17 protein-coding genes are annotated in these 17,234 nt (G+C 61.8%); 15 read left to right on the forward strand and 2 right to left on the reverse strand.

Annotated elements, in window-relative coordinates:
• The first annotated feature begins 3 nt into the window (after window positions 1-3).
• The 5 genes from nuoJ (at window position 4) to nuoN (ending at window position 5,793) form a co-directional block, all read left to right on the forward strand.
• Window positions 4-561 carry an NADH-quinone oxidoreductase subunit J gene (nuoJ, locus tag H7A77_RS20520; protein WP_019453717.1) on the forward strand — a complete coding sequence of 186 codons (558 nt, stop codon included), beginning with the start codon at window positions 4-6 and terminating at the stop codon, window positions 559-561.
• Window positions 558-860, forward strand: coding sequence for an NADH-quinone oxidoreductase subunit NuoK (gene nuoK, locus H7A77_RS20525; protein WP_004936014.1), 303 nt, complete (start codon window positions 558-560; stop codon window positions 858-860). Before nuoJ ends, nuoK begins: the two co-directional genes overlap by 4 nt.
• Window positions 857-2,704: an NADH-quinone oxidoreductase subunit L gene (gene nuoL / locus H7A77_RS20530; protein ID WP_004936005.1), complete on the forward strand. Its 1,848-nt coding sequence runs from the start codon at window positions 857-859 to the stop codon at window positions 2,702-2,704. Before nuoK ends, nuoL begins: the two co-directional genes overlap by 4 nt.
• 95 nt (window positions 2,705-2,799) lie before the next feature.
• Window positions 2,800-4,329: an NADH-quinone oxidoreductase subunit M gene (nuoM, locus tag H7A77_RS20535; RefSeq protein WP_033643857.1), complete on the forward strand. Its 1,530-nt coding sequence runs from the start codon at window positions 2,800-2,802 to the stop codon at window positions 4,327-4,329.
• 6 nt (window positions 4,330-4,335) lie between these two features.
• A complete protein-coding gene (nuoN, locus tag H7A77_RS20540) occupies window positions 4,336-5,793 on the forward strand; it encodes an NADH-quinone oxidoreductase subunit NuoN (protein WP_033635324.1) in 1,458 nt (485 codons plus the stop codon).
• A 59-nt stretch (window positions 5,794-5,852) separates the two neighbouring features.
• On the opposite strand, the gene H7A77_RS20545 is transcribed toward nuoN, so the two are convergent.
• Window positions 5,853-6,728 (reverse strand): LysR family transcriptional regulator, encoded by an 876-nt coding sequence (locus tag H7A77_RS20545; RefSeq protein WP_047574272.1) that lies wholly within the window; start codon window positions 6,726-6,728, stop codon window positions 5,853-5,855.
• Between the two features lie 288 nt (window positions 6,729-7,016).
• On the opposite strand from H7A77_RS20545, the gene H7A77_RS20550 reads away from it, so the two are divergent.
• Together H7A77_RS20550 and H7A77_RS20555 are read left to right on the forward strand one after the other, a co-directional pair.
• The gene (locus H7A77_RS20550) at window positions 7,017-8,252 is read left to right on the forward strand and encodes an MFS transporter (protein WP_072627279.1); all 1,236 of its coding nucleotides are present in this window, start codon (window positions 7,017-7,019) and stop codon (window positions 8,250-8,252) included.
• A gap of 130 nt (window positions 8,253-8,382) precedes the next feature.
• Entirely contained in the window at window positions 8,383-8,892 is a 510-nt protein-coding gene (locus tag H7A77_RS20555; protein ID WP_033643854.1) for a DUF1097 domain-containing protein, read from the forward strand.
• Here the strand turns inward: H7A77_RS20555 and H7A77_RS20560 are convergent.
• Window positions 8,872-9,855, reverse strand: a complete 984-nt coding sequence (locus H7A77_RS20560) for a LacI family DNA-binding transcriptional regulator (protein ID WP_164057608.1) — start codon at window positions 9,853-9,855, stop codon at window positions 8,872-8,874. The genes H7A77_RS20555 and H7A77_RS20560 overlap by 21 nt on opposite strands.
• A gap of 268 nt (window positions 9,856-10,123) precedes the next feature.
• Between H7A77_RS20560 and idnO the strand changes: the two genes are divergently transcribed.
• The 8 genes from idnO to H7A77_RS20600 form a co-directional block, all read left to right on the forward strand.
• Complete coding sequence (gene idnO, locus H7A77_RS20565) at window positions 10,124-10,888, forward strand: gluconate 5-dehydrogenase (RefSeq protein WP_033643852.1); 765 nt, start codon at window positions 10,124-10,126, stop codon at window positions 10,886-10,888.
• 23 nt (window positions 10,889-10,911) lie between these two features.
• On the forward strand, window positions 10,912-11,943 hold the full coding sequence (gene idnD, locus H7A77_RS20570) for an L-idonate 5-dehydrogenase (RefSeq protein WP_033643851.1): 1,032 nt from the start codon (window positions 10,912-10,914) through the stop codon (window positions 11,941-11,943).
• A gap of 81 nt (window positions 11,944-12,024) precedes the next feature.
• Window positions 12,025-12,336 carry a stress response protein ElaB gene (gene elaB, locus H7A77_RS20575; RefSeq protein WP_033643850.1) on the forward strand — a complete coding sequence of 104 codons (312 nt, stop codon included), beginning with the start codon at window positions 12,025-12,027 and terminating at the stop codon, window positions 12,334-12,336.
• A 380-nt stretch (window positions 12,337-12,716) separates the two neighbouring features.
• Window positions 12,717-14,393 carry a 2-succinyl-5-enolpyruvyl-6-hydroxy-3-cyclohexene-1-carboxylic-acid synthase gene (menD, locus tag H7A77_RS20580; RefSeq protein ID WP_060660438.1) on the forward strand — a complete coding sequence of 559 codons (1,677 nt, stop codon included), beginning with the start codon at window positions 12,717-12,719 and terminating at the stop codon, window positions 14,391-14,393.
• Window positions 14,390-15,160, forward strand: a complete 771-nt coding sequence (gene menH / locus H7A77_RS20585; protein ID WP_046687541.1) for a 2-succinyl-6-hydroxy-2,4-cyclohexadiene-1-carboxylate synthase — start codon at window positions 14,390-14,392, stop codon at window positions 15,158-15,160. Before menD ends, menH begins: the two co-directional genes overlap by 4 nt.
• Window positions 15,161-15,171: 11 nt before the next feature.
• Window positions 15,172-16,029 (forward strand): 1,4-dihydroxy-2-naphthoyl-CoA synthase, encoded by an 858-nt coding sequence (gene menB / locus H7A77_RS20590; protein ID WP_182074583.1) that lies wholly within the window; start codon window positions 15,172-15,174, stop codon window positions 16,027-16,029.
• A complete protein-coding gene (gene menC / locus H7A77_RS20595) occupies window positions 16,029-17,012 on the forward strand; it encodes an o-succinylbenzoate synthase (RefSeq protein WP_033643847.1) in 984 nt (327 codons plus the stop codon). Before menB ends, menC begins: the two co-directional genes overlap by 1 nt.
• Window positions 17,000-17,234: AMP-binding protein (locus H7A77_RS20600; RefSeq protein WP_182074584.1), on the forward strand; the 235-nt coding region annotated here is incomplete at its 3' end. The genes menC and H7A77_RS20600, both read left to right, overlap by 13 nt.

The following is a 17,234-nucleotide window of genomic DNA, read 5'->3' on the forward strand; positions in this document are numbered from 1 at the left end:
AGCATGGAAATTGCATTTTATCTGGCAGGTTTGATTGCGGTGGCCGCGACGATTCGCGTGATCACCCATACCAACCCTGTGCATGCGCTGCTGTATCTGATCGTCTCGTTATTGGCGATCTCGGCAGTCTTCTTCTCTCTCGGCGCCTACTTTGCCGCCGCGTTGGAAATCATCGTTTATGCGGGCGCCATCATGGTGCTGTTCGTGTTCGTGGTGATGATGCTGAACCTCGGCAACGTGCAGCAGCAAGAGCGCGACTGGATGAAGCCGACGGTGTGGATCGGGCCTGGCCTGCTGTCGCTGGCGCTGCTGGTGGTATTGATCGTCGCGATCCGCAGCGTATCCGATCAGGGTATCAGCGGTGAGATGGTCGACGCGAAGGCGGTGGGCATCAGCCTGTTCGGGCCTTACGTACTGGCGGTTGAGCTGGCTTCAATGCTGCTGTTGGCGGGTCTGGTTGTCGCCTTCCATATCGGCCGCGAGCACAAGCCTGGCGAGGTGCTGAGCAACGCGCCGGCGAGTGGCGAAATGGCGAGAAGAAAATCGGAGGAGCAAGCATGATCCCTCTTCAACATGGCCTGATCCTGGCGGCTATCCTGTTTGTGCTCGGGCTGACCGGGCTGCTGGTGCGCCGCAACCTGCTGTTTATGCTGATCAGCCTGGAAGTGATGATCAACGCTGCGGCGTTGGCGTTTATCGTGGCGGGAAGCTACTGGGGCCAGGCGGACGGACAGGTGATGTACATCCTGGCGATCAGCCTGGCGGCAGCCGAGGCCAGTATCGGCCTGGCGCTGCTGCTGCAGCTCTACCGTCGTCGTCATACCCTGAATATTGATACTGTCAGTGAGATGCGCGGATGAACCTATTATATTTAACAATTCTGCTACCGCTGATCGGGTTCCTGCTGTTGGCATTTTCCCGCGGTCGTTGGTCTGAAAACACGGCGGCCACCGTCGGCGTGGGTTCTATCGGCCTGGCTGCGCTGGTCACGGTGTATGTGGCGATGGATTTCTTCGCCCAGAAAGCCGCCGGCGTGCAGCTGTTCGAGCAAAGCCTGTGGACCTGGATGGCCGTCGGCAACTTCAATATCGGCGTGACCCTGGTGCTGGACGGCCTGTCGCTGACCATGCTGTCGGTGGTCACCGGCGTCGGCTTCTTCATCCACATGTTCGCTTCCTGGTACATGCGCGGTGAAGAGGGCTATTCGCGCTTCTTCGCTTACACCAACCTGTTTATCGCCAGCATGGTGGTATTGGTGCTGGCGGACAACCTGCTGTTGATGTACCTGGGTTGGGAAGGCGTGGGCCTGTGCAGCTACCTGTTGATCGGTTTCTACTACAAAGATCCGGCCAACGGCGCGGCGGCGATGAAAGCCTTTATCGTGACCCGCGTGGGCGACGTGTTCCTGGCGTTCGCGCTGTTCATCCTCTACAACGAGCTGGGCACGCTGAACATCCGCGAGCTGATGATCCTGGCGCCGCAGAAACTGGCGGTGGGCGACACGGCCATCACCTGGGCGACCCTGATGCTGCTGGGCGGCGCGGTCGGCAAATCGGCGCAGCTGCCGTTGCAAACCTGGTTGGCGGACGCGATGGCGGGCCCAACCCCGGTTTCCGCACTGATCCACGCGGCGACCATGGTGACCGCGGGCGTCTATCTGATCGCCCGCACGCACGGCCTGTTCCTGATGGCGCCGGAAGTGCTGCACCTGGTGGGCATCGTCGGTGCGGTCACTCTGCTGCTGGCCGGCTTCGCCGCGCTGGTGCAGACCGACATCAAGCGCGTGCTCGCTTACTCCACCATGAGCCAGATCGGTTACATGTTCCTGGCGCTGGGCGTGCAGGCATGGGACGCGGCGATCTTCCACCTGATGACCCACGCGTTCTTCAAGGCGCTGCTGTTCCTGTCGTCCGGTTCGGTGATCCTGGCTTGCCACCACGAGCAAAACATCTTCAAGATGGGCGGTCTGCGCAAGAGCATCCCGCTGGTGTACGTCTGCTTCCTGGTGGGCGGCGCGGCGCTGTCTGCGTTGCCGCTGGTCACGGCCGGCTTCTTCAGTAAGGACGAGATCCTGGCGGGCGCGATGGCCAACGGCCACATCAACCTGATGGTTGCCGGCCTGGTCGGTGCGTTCATGACCTCGCTGTACACCTTCCGTATGATTTTCATCGTGTTCCATGGCGAAGAGAAAATCAAAGCGCATGCCGGTAAAGGCATCACTCACCACTTGCCACTGCTGGTTCTGCTGGTGCTGTCCACCTTCGTCGGCGCGATGATCGTGCCGCCGTTGCAGGGCGTGCTGCCGGAGACCACCGAGCTGGCGCACGGCAGCGTGCTGCGGCTTGAAATCACCTCCGGCGTGGTGGCTATCGTCGGCATTCTGCTGGCGGCCGCGCTGTGGCTGGGCAAACGCAGCCTGGTCAACAGCATCGCCAACAGCGCGCCGGGTCGTTTCTTCTCGACCTGGTGGTTCCATGCCTGGGGCTTCGACTGGCTGTATGACAAAGTGTTCGTCAAGCCGTACCTGGGCATTGCGAAGCTGCTGCAACGCGATCCGCTGAACTCGCTGATGAATCTGCCGGCCGTCTTCTCCCGCTGGGGGAACCGCGGTCTGACGGTGAGCGAGAACGGTCAGGTGCGTTGGTATATAGCGTCTATGGGTGTGGGTGCAGTGGTCGTATTGGCTCTGTTGATTTTGGTTTAATTGAATAATTTAAACAGACGCATTTTTCGGGCGTAGCGCCGGGCAGGCGCTACGTACAAAGTTTGAAATTATTCGTATAAGGGACACAAAACGCCATGCTATTACCTTGGCTAATTCTTATCCCCTTTATCGGCGGTCTGCTGTGCTGGCAGCTTGAGCGCTTCGGTACTAAGGTGCCGCGCTGGATAGCGCTGATCGCAATGGGGCTGACGTTGGCGCTCTCTCTGCAGCTGTGGATGCAGGGCGGCTATACATTGACCACGCCGAAAGGCATTCCGCAGTGGCAGAGCGAATTCCTGCTGCCGTGGATCCCGCGCTTCGGCATCTCCATCCACCTGGCGCTGGACGGTCTGTCGCTGCTGATGGTGGTGTTGACCGGTCTGCTGGGCGTGCTGGCGATCCTCTGTTCCTGGCGTGAAATCCAGAAGTATCAGGGCTTCTTCCACCTCAACCTGCTGTGGATCCTGGGCGGCGTTATCGGCGTGTTCCTCGCCATCGACATGTTCCTGTTCTTCTTCTTCTGGGAAATGATGTTGGTGCCGATGTACTTCCTGATCGCGCTGTGGGGTCACAAGGCGTCGGACGGTAAAACCCGCATCACCGCGGCGACCAAGTTCTTCATCTACACCCAGGCCAGCGGTCTGGTGATGCTGATTGCGATCCTGGGCCTGGTGTTCGTGCACTACAACGCCACCGGTGTGTGGACCTTCGATTACGAAGACCTGCTGCAAACGCCGATGTCCCACAACGTGCAATATATGCTGATGCTGGGCTTCTTCATCGCCTTCGCGGTGAAAATGCCGGTGGTGCCGCTGCACGGCTGGTTGCCGGATGCGCACAGCCAGGCGCCAACCGCAGGTTCCGTCGACCTGGCGGGCATCTTGCTGAAAACCGCGGCCTACGGCCTGCTGCGTTTCAGCCTGCCGCTGTTCCCTGAGGCTTCGCACGAGTTCGCGCCAATCGCCATGTGGCTGGGCGTGATCGGCATCTTCTACGGCGCCTGGATGGCGTTCGCGCAGACCGACATCAAGCGCCTTATCGCTTACACCTCGGTATCGCACATGGGCTTCGTGCTGATCGCCATCTACACCGGCAGCCAGCTGGCTTACCAGGGCGCGGTTATCCAGATGATCGCGCACGGCCTGTCCGCCGCCGGCATGTTTATCATCTGCGGCCAGCTGTATGAACGTCTGCATACGCGCGACATGCGTCAGATGGGCGGCCTGTGGGGGCGCATCAAGTTCATCCCTGCGCTGTCGCTGTTCTTCGCCGTGGCTACGCTGGGGATGCCGGGTACCGGTAACTTCGTCGGCGAATTCATGATTCTGTTCGGCAGCTACCAGGTGGTGCCGGTGATCACCGTGATCTCCACCTTCGGTCTGGTGTTCGCTTCGGTTTACTCGCTGATCATGATGCAGCGCGCTTACTACGGTGCGCCTAAATCCGACCAGCCGCTGCAGGGCATGACCGCGCGCGAACTGTTCATCATTCTGCTGCTGGTGGTGTTGCTGGTTCTGCTGGGGGTTTACCCGCAGCCGATTCTGGATACTTCCAACGCGGCGATGAGCAACGTGCAACACTGGTTTGGTTCGTCAGTTTCAGCAATTTCAACAACAAGGCCGTAATTCGCCATGACAATAACTCCTCAACAACTGATCGCACTGCTGCCGCTGTTGATCGTCGGATTGACGGTGGTGGTTGTGATGCTAGGCATTGCGTGGCGACGCGACCACTTTATCAACGCCACCCTGACCGTGATCGGTCTCAACCTGGCGCTGCTTTCGCTGTACTTTGTCGGCCAGGCAGGCCCAATGGACGTCACCCCGCTGCTGCGGGTTGACGGCTACTCGATGTTCTACACCGGGCTGGTGCTGCTGGCGAGTCTGGCGACCTGCACCTTCGCGTATCCGTGGCTGGTCGGCTATCCGGATAACCGCGAAGAGTTCTACCTGCTGGTGCTGATCGCCGCCATGGGCGGCATCCTGCTGGCGAGCGCCAACCATCTGGCTTCGCTGTTCATCGGTATCGAGCTGATCTCGCTGCCGCTGTTCGGCCTGGTGGGCTATGCCTACCGCCAGAAGCGCCCGCTGGAAGCCGCCATCAAGTACATGCTGCTGTCCGCCGCCGCGTCGTCGTTCCTGCTGTTCGGCATGGCGCTGCTGTATGCCGAATCCGGCGATCTGTCGCTGGCCGGCCTCGGCAAGAGCCTGCAGGAAAACATGATGCACCAGCCGCTGATCCTGGCCGGCATGGGCATGATGATCGTCGGTCTGGGCTTCAAGCTGTCGCTGGTGCCGTTCCAACTGTGGACGCCGGACGTTTATCAGGGCGCGCCTGCGCCGGTCTCGACCTTCCTGGCGACCGCCAGCAAGATCGCGATCTTTGCGGTCGTGATGCGTCTGTTCCTGTATGCCCCGGCCGCCGACAACGAAGCGCTGCGCATGGTGTTGTCGATCATCGCGTTCTGCTCCATCTTGTTCGGTAACCTGATGGCCATCAGCCAGACCAACATCAAGCGTCTGCTGGGCTACTCGTCGATCGCTCACCTGGGCTACCTGCTGGTGGCGCTGATTGCGGTGCAAACCCATCAGCTGTCGCTGGAAACCGCCGGCGTTTATCTGGCCGGTTACCTGTTCAGCAGCCTGGGCGCCTTCGGCGTGGTCAGCCTGATGTCCAGCCCATACCGCGGCCCGGATGCGGATTCGCTGTTCTCTTACCGTGGTCTGTTCTGGCATAAGCCAATCTTGTCCGCGGTAATGACGGTGATGATGCTGTCGCTGGCCGGTATCCCGATGACGCTGGGCTTTATCGGTAAGTTCTTCGTGATCGCGATGGGCGTCAGCGCACACCTGTGGTGGCTGACCGGCGCAGTCGTGGTAGGCAGCGCCATCGGCCTGTACTACTACCTGCGCGTGACCGTCAGCCTGTTCCTCAGCGCGCCGGAATCGCTGCAGCGCGACACCCCGAACAACTGGGCGTTGACCGCCGGTGGCGTCGTGGTGCTGATCTCAGCCGCGCTGGTGCTGCTGTTGGGGGTTTATCCTCAGCCGCTGATTTCGCTGGTGCAGATGGCTCAGCCGACGTTCTGATAACGCTTCAGACGGTAAAAAGGTCGCTTCGGCGGCCTTTTTTTATGGAGAAACGGCACTCAGTCGTAATGGGCGCTAAACGACGTTTCCAGCGCCTGTACCACCGCGCGCACGCGAGCGGCGCGTTGCAAATCGGGGTGCAGCACCAGCCAGATATCCACCCAGTCTTTGCTCTCGGGAAAGAGGCGCACCAGTTCCGGGTCGTGGTCGGCCAGGCACGACAAGAGCAGCCCGATGCCCAGCCCGCTGCGGGTGGCCGAACGTAACAACAGCTGCGAATTGCATTGCAGCACGGCGTTGGGCTCGAACAGGGTCTCGCCGCCGAAATTGCTCCAGTGGCGCGGCACCAGTTCGCGTGGGAACATCAGCAGATCGTGGCCGCGCAGCTGCTCGCCTTTGACCGGCATGCCGCGTTGCGCCAGATAGTGCGGGCTGGCGTACAGGCCCATTTCGATAGTGGCTAAGCGTTTGATGATCAGCTCATCGTCATCGGGGCGCGCGCCGCGGATCGCCAGATCCGCGCTGTGGTAAGCGATATCGGTGATGTTCAGCGCCGTCAACAGCGTGACGGTGATGGCCGGATAGCGTTGCCGCAGATCTTGCAGCGCCGGTATCACGAAGGCTTCGGCCAGGGTATCGGTGGTGGCGATGCGCACGTTGCCGCACAGACTTTCGTCGCCGCCGGCGGCTTTGCGAGCGATCGCCTGCACGGCATTTTCCATCTTCATCATGTCCGCCAGCATGGATTCGCCCAGCGGGCTGAGGGAGAAGGATTTTGGCGTGCGGATAAACAATTTCGAACCCAGCGAGTTTTCCAGGGCGGTGAGACGTCGGCCGACTGTCGCCTGATCAACCTGCAGCTGGTTGGCGGCTTTACGTAACGTGCCGCAGCGTGCGACGGCCAGAAAGAAGCGCGCGTCATCCCAATTCATCATGCCATTTCCTCTCTGCAGATTTGTCGGCGCCAGGGGAGCAGTGCGGGCCGGGCGAACGATACCGGTATCTATCATAAAGCGTTGTTCCGCCTGGAGGGAGAGAAAGACGGTCAACGGCACGCACATCGGCGGTTATTTCTCCGGTGATGCAAGAATGCATCAGGGTGATTCATTCTTGACGATACTTCGCCCGTCGCCGTAACGCTATGATAAGCGCCGTTCCCGGCAGACCGGGTGAGGAAAGACGACGATGGCAGGCCGCCGCCTGCCGACTTTGGGAGTGGAAGCATGTCAGAAAATACCGCCATCCAGGACGCGGCGCCAGCAAACGCACAGGCGTCGCGCACGGCAATTTTACTGTTCCTGGCGCTGGCTTTGATGTCGGCATTGCTGAACAGCAGCGCGCCGACGCCGCTTTATCCGCTGTATCAGCAGCAGCTTGCGCTAAGCTCGGTCAGTCTGACCGTCATCTACGGCGCCTATGCCGCCGGCGTGCTGATCTCTTTGTTCGGCGTCGGCAATCTGGCCGGCAAAGTAAAGGATTTACGCAGCATGATCGTGCCGGCGTTGCTGGTGGTGTTGAGCGGCGCGCTGCTGTTCGCGCTGGCTGATACCTTTGCCATGATGCTGATGGCGCGGCTGCTGGCCGGGGTAGGCACCGGGGCGCTGACCGGCGCGGCGAACATCGCGTTGGTGCGGTTTGGGCCGCGCGACGGCGGTAAAAGCGCGGCGTTAATCGCAACGCTGTCATTCACCACCGGATTAGCGCTGGGGCCGATCTTCAGCGGCATCGCTTTGCAGACCGGTTTTCATCCTACGACGCTGCCGTTCGTTTTCATCATGGCCATTGCCGCCATGGCGGCGTTGGGCGTCATGCTGCTGTGGCCGCGTGGCCAGGTTGCGTCGCCGGCCCGCGCTGTGCCGGCCGTACAGGAAAAAAGCACGCTGCTCGATGGCCTGCGCGCTACCGGCGGTAAATTCTTTGTGTGCGCCGGCGCGCTGTTTGTCTGTTGGGCGCTGGCCGCCAGTATTTTGGCAATCGGCCCCGGCGTGGCGGAAACGCTGTTAGGCATGCACCAGCGTGGCGTCTTTGGCTATGCGATTGCGGTGTATCTGCTGATCGCCGGCATCAGCCAGATCCTGAGCCGCCGCGTTAACGCCCGTCATTCGCTGTTGTTCGGTTGCCTGGCGCAGGTGCTGGCGGCAGTGGTGTTCGCCATGGCGATCCAGTGGCATTCTCTGGGGCTGGCGGCGGTGGGGCTGGTGGTGGCCGGCTATGCCTACGGCGCCATTTTCGTCGGCAGCGCGACCCTGGTGAACTTGATTTCGCCGCCGACCAGCCATGCGCGTTTGCTTTCTCTGTTTTACGTTATCGCTTATATCGCCAACTGGGTGCCGATCTTGCTGGGCGTGGTGGTCGATCGCGTCGATCTGCAGCAGGCGACCCATTTGCTGTTCTTGAGCAGCAGCGCGGTGTGCCTGTTGCTGGCATGGAAAACGTCCCGGGTGGGGTTCCCTTGCTAATTATTTTGTGATTAATATCTATTTTTTATAATTAATGATTCTTTAATTACATTTATGATGTGATTTGTATCGCATAAAATGGTCTGTTTTCGGGTAAACTGCGCGCTTTCTTTTTGCTGCAGGTCACTTTATGAACGTTCTTTTCGCCATTGCCGTCACCACCGGGATCCTGTCCGGCGTTTGGGGATGGGTTGCCGTCAGTCTGGGCCTGATCGGTTGGGCCGGTTTTCTCGGCTGCACGGCCTATTTCGCCTGCCCGCAGGGCGGCCTGAAAGGGCTGTTGATCGGCGCGTTGACCTGCTGCAGCGGCGTTTTCTGGGCAATGGTCATCATCCACGGCAGCGAACTGGCGCCGCAATGGAATTTGCTGGGGTATCTGCTGACCGGCGCCGTGGCGTTCTTGATGTGCATACAGGCCAAACAGCAATGGCTGGGGTTCGTGCCCGGCACCTTTATCGGCGCCTGTGCGACCTTCGCCGGCGGCGGCGACTGGCCGCTGGTGACGCTCTCTTTGCTGGTGGGCCTGCTATTCGGCTATGCGATGAAAAACAGCGGGCTGTGGTGGGCGGCGCGCAGCGAAAAAGCCCGCGCCGCACAGCCGGTCAGCCGGCATGCCGGCTCAAACGGTGCCGCCGAGTGAGAGGCGGTAGTGCAGATCGAGACGCTCGGCGCAGGGCTCGCCCGCGATCCGCTGCAGCAACAGTTCACTGGCGGCCTTACCCATCTCAAAGCGCGGCGTGATCACGCTGGCGATGCCCGGCGTGGTCGCCTGGCCGATATCCAGACCGTGAAAACCCGATAGCGCAACCTCCTGCGGCACGCGCACGCCGAGACGCAGGCAGGCCTGCAACACGCCTACCGCCAAATCGTCGTTGGTGCACAGGATACCGTCCAACTGCGGGTAGCGTTCGCGCGCCATTGCCAGCATGTCGGCGCCGATCGAAACCGATGAGACCCGATGCGGCGTGATCTGGCGCGGCGTTTGCCCCTGAGCCGCCATGGCGCGGCAGTAACCCTGGTAACGTTTAGTGTCGCGGGCGTCGGACATGGCGCCAAAGTAAACGATATGGCGTTTGCCGCTGGCCAGCAGCGCGGCGGTCATGTCATACCCCGCCTGTTCATTGTCAAATCCCACCGCGATCCGCCCCGGCGGCGCGTCGAGATCCATCACCTGCGCGATGGGAATTTTCGCGGCGGCGAGATAGGTCTCCGCGCGCAAGGTGTGCGCCGAATCGGTGAGGATTAGCCCAGCGATTGGATAAGCCAGCAGCTGTGCAATCTGCTCTTCTTCCCGCTGCGGGCTGTAATCGTAGTTCACCACCAGCGTTTGATAACCCCGCGCCTGGGTGACGGATTCGATGCCGGCCAGCAGATCGGCGAAAATCTGGTTATTGAAAGAGGGGATCAACACGCCGATGCGCGGTTTTCTGCCGGCCTGTGCGGTATCGGCGTCAGTGATGTTCAGCTCCCGCATGACCTGCGCAATGCGTTCAGCGGTGTCGGCCGCCACTTTGTCCGGCGTGCGCAGAAAACGGCTGACGGTCATTTTGGTCACGCCGGCCAATTGCGCGATGTCCTGTAGCGTTACGCGGGGGTGTTTCATTCGGTAGCCTTAACGGGCGGCGCGGCAAGGGTGGATAGCGGTATGTTAACAAATCGATTTGGTGATAACAACGCATGCGATTTTATTGAAAGTGGCTATTTTTCAATTGGATAGATTGGATTTGTTCTCTCGCTGTCTGCGTGAGTTCACGTTAAGGGTAACAGGGTTTCGTAACATTATTTTCAGTGATTTCCATCACGTTTTTACCGGTAACAATCGGCTGAGATAGAGGCCTGTCCGATTGGAGGCCTGAAGGCCGGGAATCACCATGAACAACCTGTTTTCTCTGGATAACAAAACCGTCTTGATCACCGGCGCCTCGCGCGGCATCGGTTTTCTGCTGGCGCGCGGCCTGGCGCAGCAAGGCGCGCATATTCTGGTCAACGCCACCACCGAAGAACATGCCCGGCACGCCGCCGATCGCCTGCGCGAAGAGGGGCTGCGCGCCGACGCGGCGGCGTTCGACGTCACCGACTCTCAGGCGGTGCATGCCGCCATCGGCCGTATCGAAACGGACATCGGCGCGATAGACGTGTTGATCAACAACGCCGGCATCCAGCGCCGTCATCCCTTCACCGAGTTCCCGGAGCAAGACTGGGACGACATCATCGCCGTCAACCAGAAGGCGGTCTTCATCGTGTCGCAGACCGTGGCCCGTTACATGGTGCCGCGCCGGCGCGGCAAGATAGTCAATATCGGCTCGATGCAAAGCGAGCTGGGGCGGGACACCATCACCCCTTACGCGGCGTCCAAAGGGGCGGTGAAAATGCTGACGCGCGGCATGTGCGTGGAGTTGGCGCGTTACAACATTCAGGTCAACGGCATCGCCCCCGGCTATTTCAAAACCGAGATGACGCAGGCGTTGGCCGACGACCCGGCCTTTACCGCCTGGCTGACCCAGCGCACGCCCGCCGCGCGTTGGGGGGATCCGCAGGAGCTGATCGGCGCGGCGGTGTTCCTGGCCGCTGACGCTTCCAGCTTCGTCAACGGGCAGCTGCTGTTTGTCGATGGCGGCATGTCCGCCGCGGTGTAATCCCTCTTTCGTGGAGTGTTGAGATGAAAATTCAAACCCAGTCCTGCATGGTCAACGGCAAACGAGACGTGGCGGTGATCGCGCAAGAAGTGAATTATCAGGGGCAGGGCACGCTGGTGAAAATCCGCCGCGGCGGCATCTGCGGCTCGGACCTGCATTACTTTCAGGAAGGGAAGGTCGGCAATTTTCAGGTACGCCAGCCGATGGTGCTGGGCCACGAGGCGATCGGCGAGGTGGTCGCCAGCGATTCGCCGCAGCTGGCGATCGGGCAGAAGGTGGCGCTCAATCCCAGCAAACCCTGCGGGCAGTGCAAATATTGTCTGGCGCAGCAAAGCAATCAGTGCGTCGAGATGCGCTTTTTCGGCAGCGCGATGTATTTCCCGCACGTTGACGGTGCTTTCACCCAATACAAGGTGGTGGATAGTGCGCAGTGCATTCCTTACGCCGCCGATCGCGACGACAGGGTGATGGTATTTGCCGAACCGCTGGCGGTGGCGATCCACGCGGCGAAACAGCCCGGCGCGGTGAAGGGTAAAACGGTTTTCGTGTCCGGCGTCGGCCCGATCGGCTGTTTGCTGGTGGCGGCGCTGAAAGCGCTGGGCGCCGCCGAGATCGTCTGCGCCGATCTCAGCCCGCGCTGTCTGGCGCTCGCCGGCCAGATGGGGGCGGACCGCTGTCTGCATGCTGCAGACGACGATTTCAGCGTATATCAGCAACACAAAGGCTATTTCGACATCGCTTTCGAGGCAGCAGGGCATCCGACGTCGCTGCAGCGCTGCCTGGAAGTCACGCGCGCCAAGGGCACCGTCGTGCAGGTCGGGATGGGCGGCAGCTTCCCTGATTTCCCGCTGATGCTGTTGATCGCCAAGGAGTTGAATCTGCTCGGCTCCTTCCGCTTCGTGGAGGAATTCGCGCTGGCGGTGGCCTGGCTGGCCGGCGATGTGGTCGATCCGCTGCCGCTGCTGTCGGCGGAGTTCGCCGGGGACCAACTGGCGCAGGCGCTGGAGTTTGCCGGCGACAAGCGCCAGGCCGCCAAGGTGCAATTAGTGTTTTAGGGTAAAAGTCCGATGGCCGCAGGTGACGATCGTTGTCTATAGTGTAGGAACGCTTAATTTTTCAACCACGGAGATCTCACGATGGCAAGACATACGGATGCTGAGCAAACTACGCTGGATGACGATCTGAGAATGCTGACCGAAACGCTGGAAGAAGTGTTGCAATACAGCGGCGATCGCGCGGATCAGGCCTACATCGACATCAAGTCGCACGCCGAGCAGGCGCTGAGTGAGGTCAAGGCGCGCTGGGTGAACACCGGCGAATCCTACTATGCCCGCGCCAAAGAAGCGGTGCACCGCACCGACGACTATGTGCGGGATAAACCCTGGCACAGCGTAGGCATCGGCGCCACCGTCGGGCTGGTGCTGGGGCTGCTGCTGGCCCGCAAATAAATCACGGCCCAGGGGCGGCGCAAGCCGCCTCGTTCTTTTCTGCAGACTGTGTGCTTCATCCCGCTGTTTCTCCGATAGTTCTTCCATATCCCGCCTATACTTTCCGCTAGCCGCCGCAGGCGGGGCGCTATTCCCCTGTTTTTTGTGCGGACGGATTGAGACCATGTCGCCGCAGGTGTAAAGTGTTTGTGTATTTATTGTTTATTTTTTGTTCTAAATCAAATAATTATCTGGTGTAAACACCCAGGGATATACGGCGTTTTTGCGCTGGCGCAAAAGCCGTGAAAATAACACCTCATATAATACAGAGCGTAACTACAGGCGCGGCGTCCGTCGGCTGCGCCGGGGACGATCTCTGCTAACTGACTTGTGAGCGAACTATGTCGACAAGTGTTTTTAATCGCCGGTGGGCGGCTGTGCTGCTCGAGGCGCTGGCCCGCCATGGGGTGCGGCATGTTTGTATCGCTCCGGGATCGCGCTCCACGCCGTTGACGCTGGCCGCTGCGGCCAACCGATCTTTTATCTGTCATACCCACTTTGATGAACGCGGGCTCGGCCATTTGGCGCTTGGGCTGGCGAAGGCGGCGCGTGAGCCGGTAGCGGTGATTGTCACGTCCGGCACCGCGGCGGCGAACCTTTACCCGGCTTTAATCGAGGCCGGCCTGACCGGTGAGCGGCTGGTGTTTCTCACCGCCGATCGGCCGCCGGAACTGATCGACTGCGGCGCCAATCAGGCGATCCGTCAAAACGGCCTCTACAGCAGCCACCCGACGTTGGCGATCGATCTGCCGCGTCCTACGCCGGATATTCCGGCCGCGTGGCTGGCCTCCAGCGTCGACAGCGCGATGGCGCGCCTGCAGCACGGCGCGTTGCATATTAACTGCCCGTTCGCCGAACCGCTGTACGGCGGCGATGAACGTCAGTATGCCGATTGGTCCGCCGCGCTGGGCGACTGGTGGCAGAGCGATCGGCCTTGGCTGCAGGAAAGCGAGACGCGTGCGGCGCCGTCGCCGCAGCCGGACTGGTTCTTCTGGCGGCAAAAACGCGGCGTGGTGCTGGCTGGCCGCATGAGCGCGGAAGAGGGCGCACAGGTGGCCGACTGGGCCGAGACGCTGGGCTGGCCGCTGATCGGCGATGTGCTGTCGCAGACCGGGCAACCGCTGCCCTGCGCCGATTTATGGCTCGCTCATCCGCAGGCGCAGCGCGTGTTGCAAGACGCGCAGCTGGTGGTGCAGTTCGGCGGCAGTCTGACCGGTAAACGCTTGCTGCAGTGGCAGGCGCAGTGTCGGCCGGAAGAGTATTGGGTCATCGACGAGCTGCCGGGGCGGCTCGATCCGGCCCAGCACCGTGGGCGGCGTCTGCGTGCCGGGGTGGCGCAGTGGTTGGCGCAGCATCCGGCGCAACCGCGCGCGCCGTGGGCCGCCGGGCTGGCGGTCTTGGCGGATAAGGCGCTGACGGCGGCGTCCACGCATCTGCACGATAACTTTGGCGAAGCGCAGCTGGCGCACCGTCTGCCGGAACTGCTGCCGGAGAACGGCCAGCTGTTTCTCGGCAACAGCCTGGTGGTGCGACTGATCGACGCGTTAACCACGCTGCCTGTCGCTTACCCGGTATTCAGCAACCGCGGCGCCAGCGGCATCGACGGTCTGATTTCCACCGCCGCCGGCGTACAGCGCGCCACCGCCAGGCCGACGTTGGCGGTGGTGGGCGACCTTTCCGCGTTGTATGACCTCAATGCGCTGGCGTTGTTGCGCCACTGTTCGGCGCCGACGGTGCTGATCGTCGTCAATAACAACGGCGGCCAAATTTTCTCGCTGTTGCCGACGCCGGACGAGGAGCGCCAACGCTTTTACTGCATGCCGCAGAACGTCGAGTTCAGCCACGCGGCGGCGATGTTCCAGCTTGACTACGCGCGGCCGGAAAACTGGCGCCAACTGCAACAGGCGGTTGAGCAAGGCTGGCGGCGCGGCGGCGCCACGCTGATAGAACTGCAGGTGTCGCCGAGCGCAGGGGCCGAGAGTCTGCAATTCCTGGTACAACAGATGGCGGTGCAATGATGTTGGCGACGCGAATTTTGCAACAGGGCGAAGCGGGGCGTCCGTGGCTGGTATGGCTGCACGGCCTGTTGGGCAACAACAATGAATGGCGGGTGATCGCCGCGCGTTGCCCGGAATGGCCGTCGCTGGCCATCGATCTGCCCGGCCACGGCGATTCCGTGGCGGTGAGCTGCCGCGGCTTCGACGACATCAGCGCGCAAATCGCCGCGACCCTGCAACTGCGCAATATTGAACGTTATTGGTTGGTGGGCTACTCGCTCGGCGGGCGCATCGCCATGTATCACGCTTGCCACGGCCGCCATGACGGCCTGCAAGGCGTGATCGTCGAGGGCGGCAACCCGGGGCTTGAGGACGAACAACAGCGCCGCGATCGTTGCGAGCAGGATGCGCGATGGGCGGCGCGTTTTCGCAGTGAGCCGATTGCCGAAGTCCTGGCGGACTGGTATCAGCAACCGGTGTTCAAAGAGCTTAGCCATGTGCACCGCCAGGCGCTGATCGCCGCGCGTTCGGTCAACAGCGGCCCGGCGATTGCCGACATGCTCGAAGCCACCTCGCTCGGCAGACAGCCTTATCTGGCGCCGCAGCTGCGCCAACTGACCGTGCCGCTGCGGGTGCTGTGCGGTGAGAACGACCCCAAATTTCAACGGCTGGCGCGCGACGCCGGGTTGCCGTTGTGCATCGTGCCGCAGGCCGGCCACAACGCGCATCTGGCCAATCCGCAGGATTTCGTCGCCGAGCTGCAGACCTTTCTCGTTAACCCTGGTTAAAGGAACCGAACATGCTTTATCCGAATGAAGAACACCTGTATGCCGCCATCGCCTGGCAGGATTGCACCGGCGATTTCGAAGACATTCTGTATCACAAGTCCGCCGACGGCATCGCCAAAATCACCATCAACCGGCCGCAGGTGCGCAACGCGTTTCGTCCGCAAACGGTCAAAGAGATGATCGACGCGCTGGCCAACGCCCGTTACGACGACGGCATCGGCGTCATTATTCTGACCGGCGCCGGCGATAAGGCCTTCTGCTCCGGCGGCGATCAGAAAGTGCGCGGTGACTACGGCGGCTATCGCGACGACAGCGGCGTACATCACCTCAACGTGCTGGACTTCCAGCGCCAGATCCGCACCTGCCCGAAGCCGGTGGTGGCGATGGTGGCCGGCTATTCGATCGGCGGCGGCCACGTGCTGCAAATGATGTGCGATCTGACCATCGCGGCGGATAACGCCATCTTCGGCCAGACCGGCCCGAAAGTGGGCTCGTTCGACGGCGGCTGGGGCGCGTCTTACATGGCGCGCATCGTCGGCCAGAAGAAGGCGCGCGAAATCTGGTTCCTGTGCCGCCAGTACGACGCCGCCGCCGCGCTGGACATGGGCCTGGTCAATACCGTCGTGCCGCTGGCCGATCTGGAAAAAGAGACGGTGCGCTGGTGCCGCGAAATGCTGCAGAACAGCCCGATGGCGCTGCGCTGCCTGAAGGCGGCGCTGAATGCCGACTGCGACGGCCAGGCCGGTTTGCAGGAGCTGGCGGGCAACGCCACCATGCTGTTCTACATGACCGACGAAGGGCAGGAAGGGCGCAACGCGTTCAACGAGAAGCGCCAACCGGACTTCAGCAAATTCAAGCGTAACCCGTAATGAGCGGGGCAAACCGCAGCGCGGCGCTATACCGTTACAGCCTGCCGATGGAGGCGGGCGTGGTGCTGCGCAATCAACGGTTGAAAACGCGTGACGGATGGGTGGTGCAGCTGTGTCAGGGCGAGCGTGAAGGTTGGGGCGAGATCGCGCCGCTGCCGGAATTCAGCCGGGAAACGCCGGCGCAGGCCGAACAGGCCGCGTTGGGCTGGCTGCAGGCGTGGTTGGCGGGCAACGAACCGGAGCACAGCGCGCTGCCCTCGGTGGCCTTTGGGCTCAGCTGTGCGCAGGCCGAGCTGGAGCAGCGTTTGCCGATGCAGGCGGATTTTCGCAAGGCGCCGCTGTGCACCGGCGATCCGGATGAGCTGTTCGAGACATTGAGCGCTTTGCCGGGCGAGAAAGTCGCCAAGGTGAAGGTGGGGCTGTATGAGGCGGTGCGGGACGGCATGATCGTCAACGTGTTGCTGGAGGCACTGCCGGATCTGCGGCTGCGGCTGGACGCCAACCGCAGCTGGACCCGCGCCAAGGCCGACGGCTTCGCCAGGTACGTTAACCCGGCGTGGCGCGATCGCATCGCCTTCCTGGAAGAGCCCTGCAAGACCCGTGATGAATCGCGCGACTTCGCCCGGGCGACCGGTATCGCCATCGCCTGGGATGAGAGCGTGCGGGAGGCGGACTTTGTGGTGCAGGCCGAGCCGGGCGTGGCGGCCATCGTGATCAAGCCGACGCTGGTCGGCAGCCTGGCGCGTTGCCAGACGCTGGTGGCGCAGGCGCACGCGGCGGGCCTGACGGCGGTGATCAGTTCCAGCCTCGAATCCAGCCTGGGGTTGACCCAGCTGGCGCGCATTGCCCATTGGCTGACGCCGGATACCGTGCCGGGCCTGGACACGCTGGGGTTGATGCAGGCGCAGGTGCTGCGCCCGTGGCCGGGCAGCGCGTTGCCGCTGCTGGATGTCTCGGCGCTGGAGTGCCTATGGCGCCGTTGAACGATTGGCCGTGGCGGCACTGGGCGCGCACTCAGCCGCAGGCGACGGCGCTGATGCTCGGCGAACAACCGCTGAGCTGGCTGGCGTTGCAGAGCCAGGTGGATGAGCTGGCGGCGGATTTCCAGCATCAGGGCGTTGAACCGGGCTGCGGTGTGGCGCTGTGCGGTAAAAACAGCTATCCACTGCTGCTGGCCTATCTGGCGCTGTTGCAGTGCGGCGCAC

It is taken from the genome of Serratia sp. ME47 (assembly GCF_903970925.1).
In the GTDB taxonomy this organism is placed as follows: Bacteria; Pseudomonadota; Gammaproteobacteria; order Enterobacterales; family Enterobacteriaceae; genus Serratia; species Serratia ureilytica.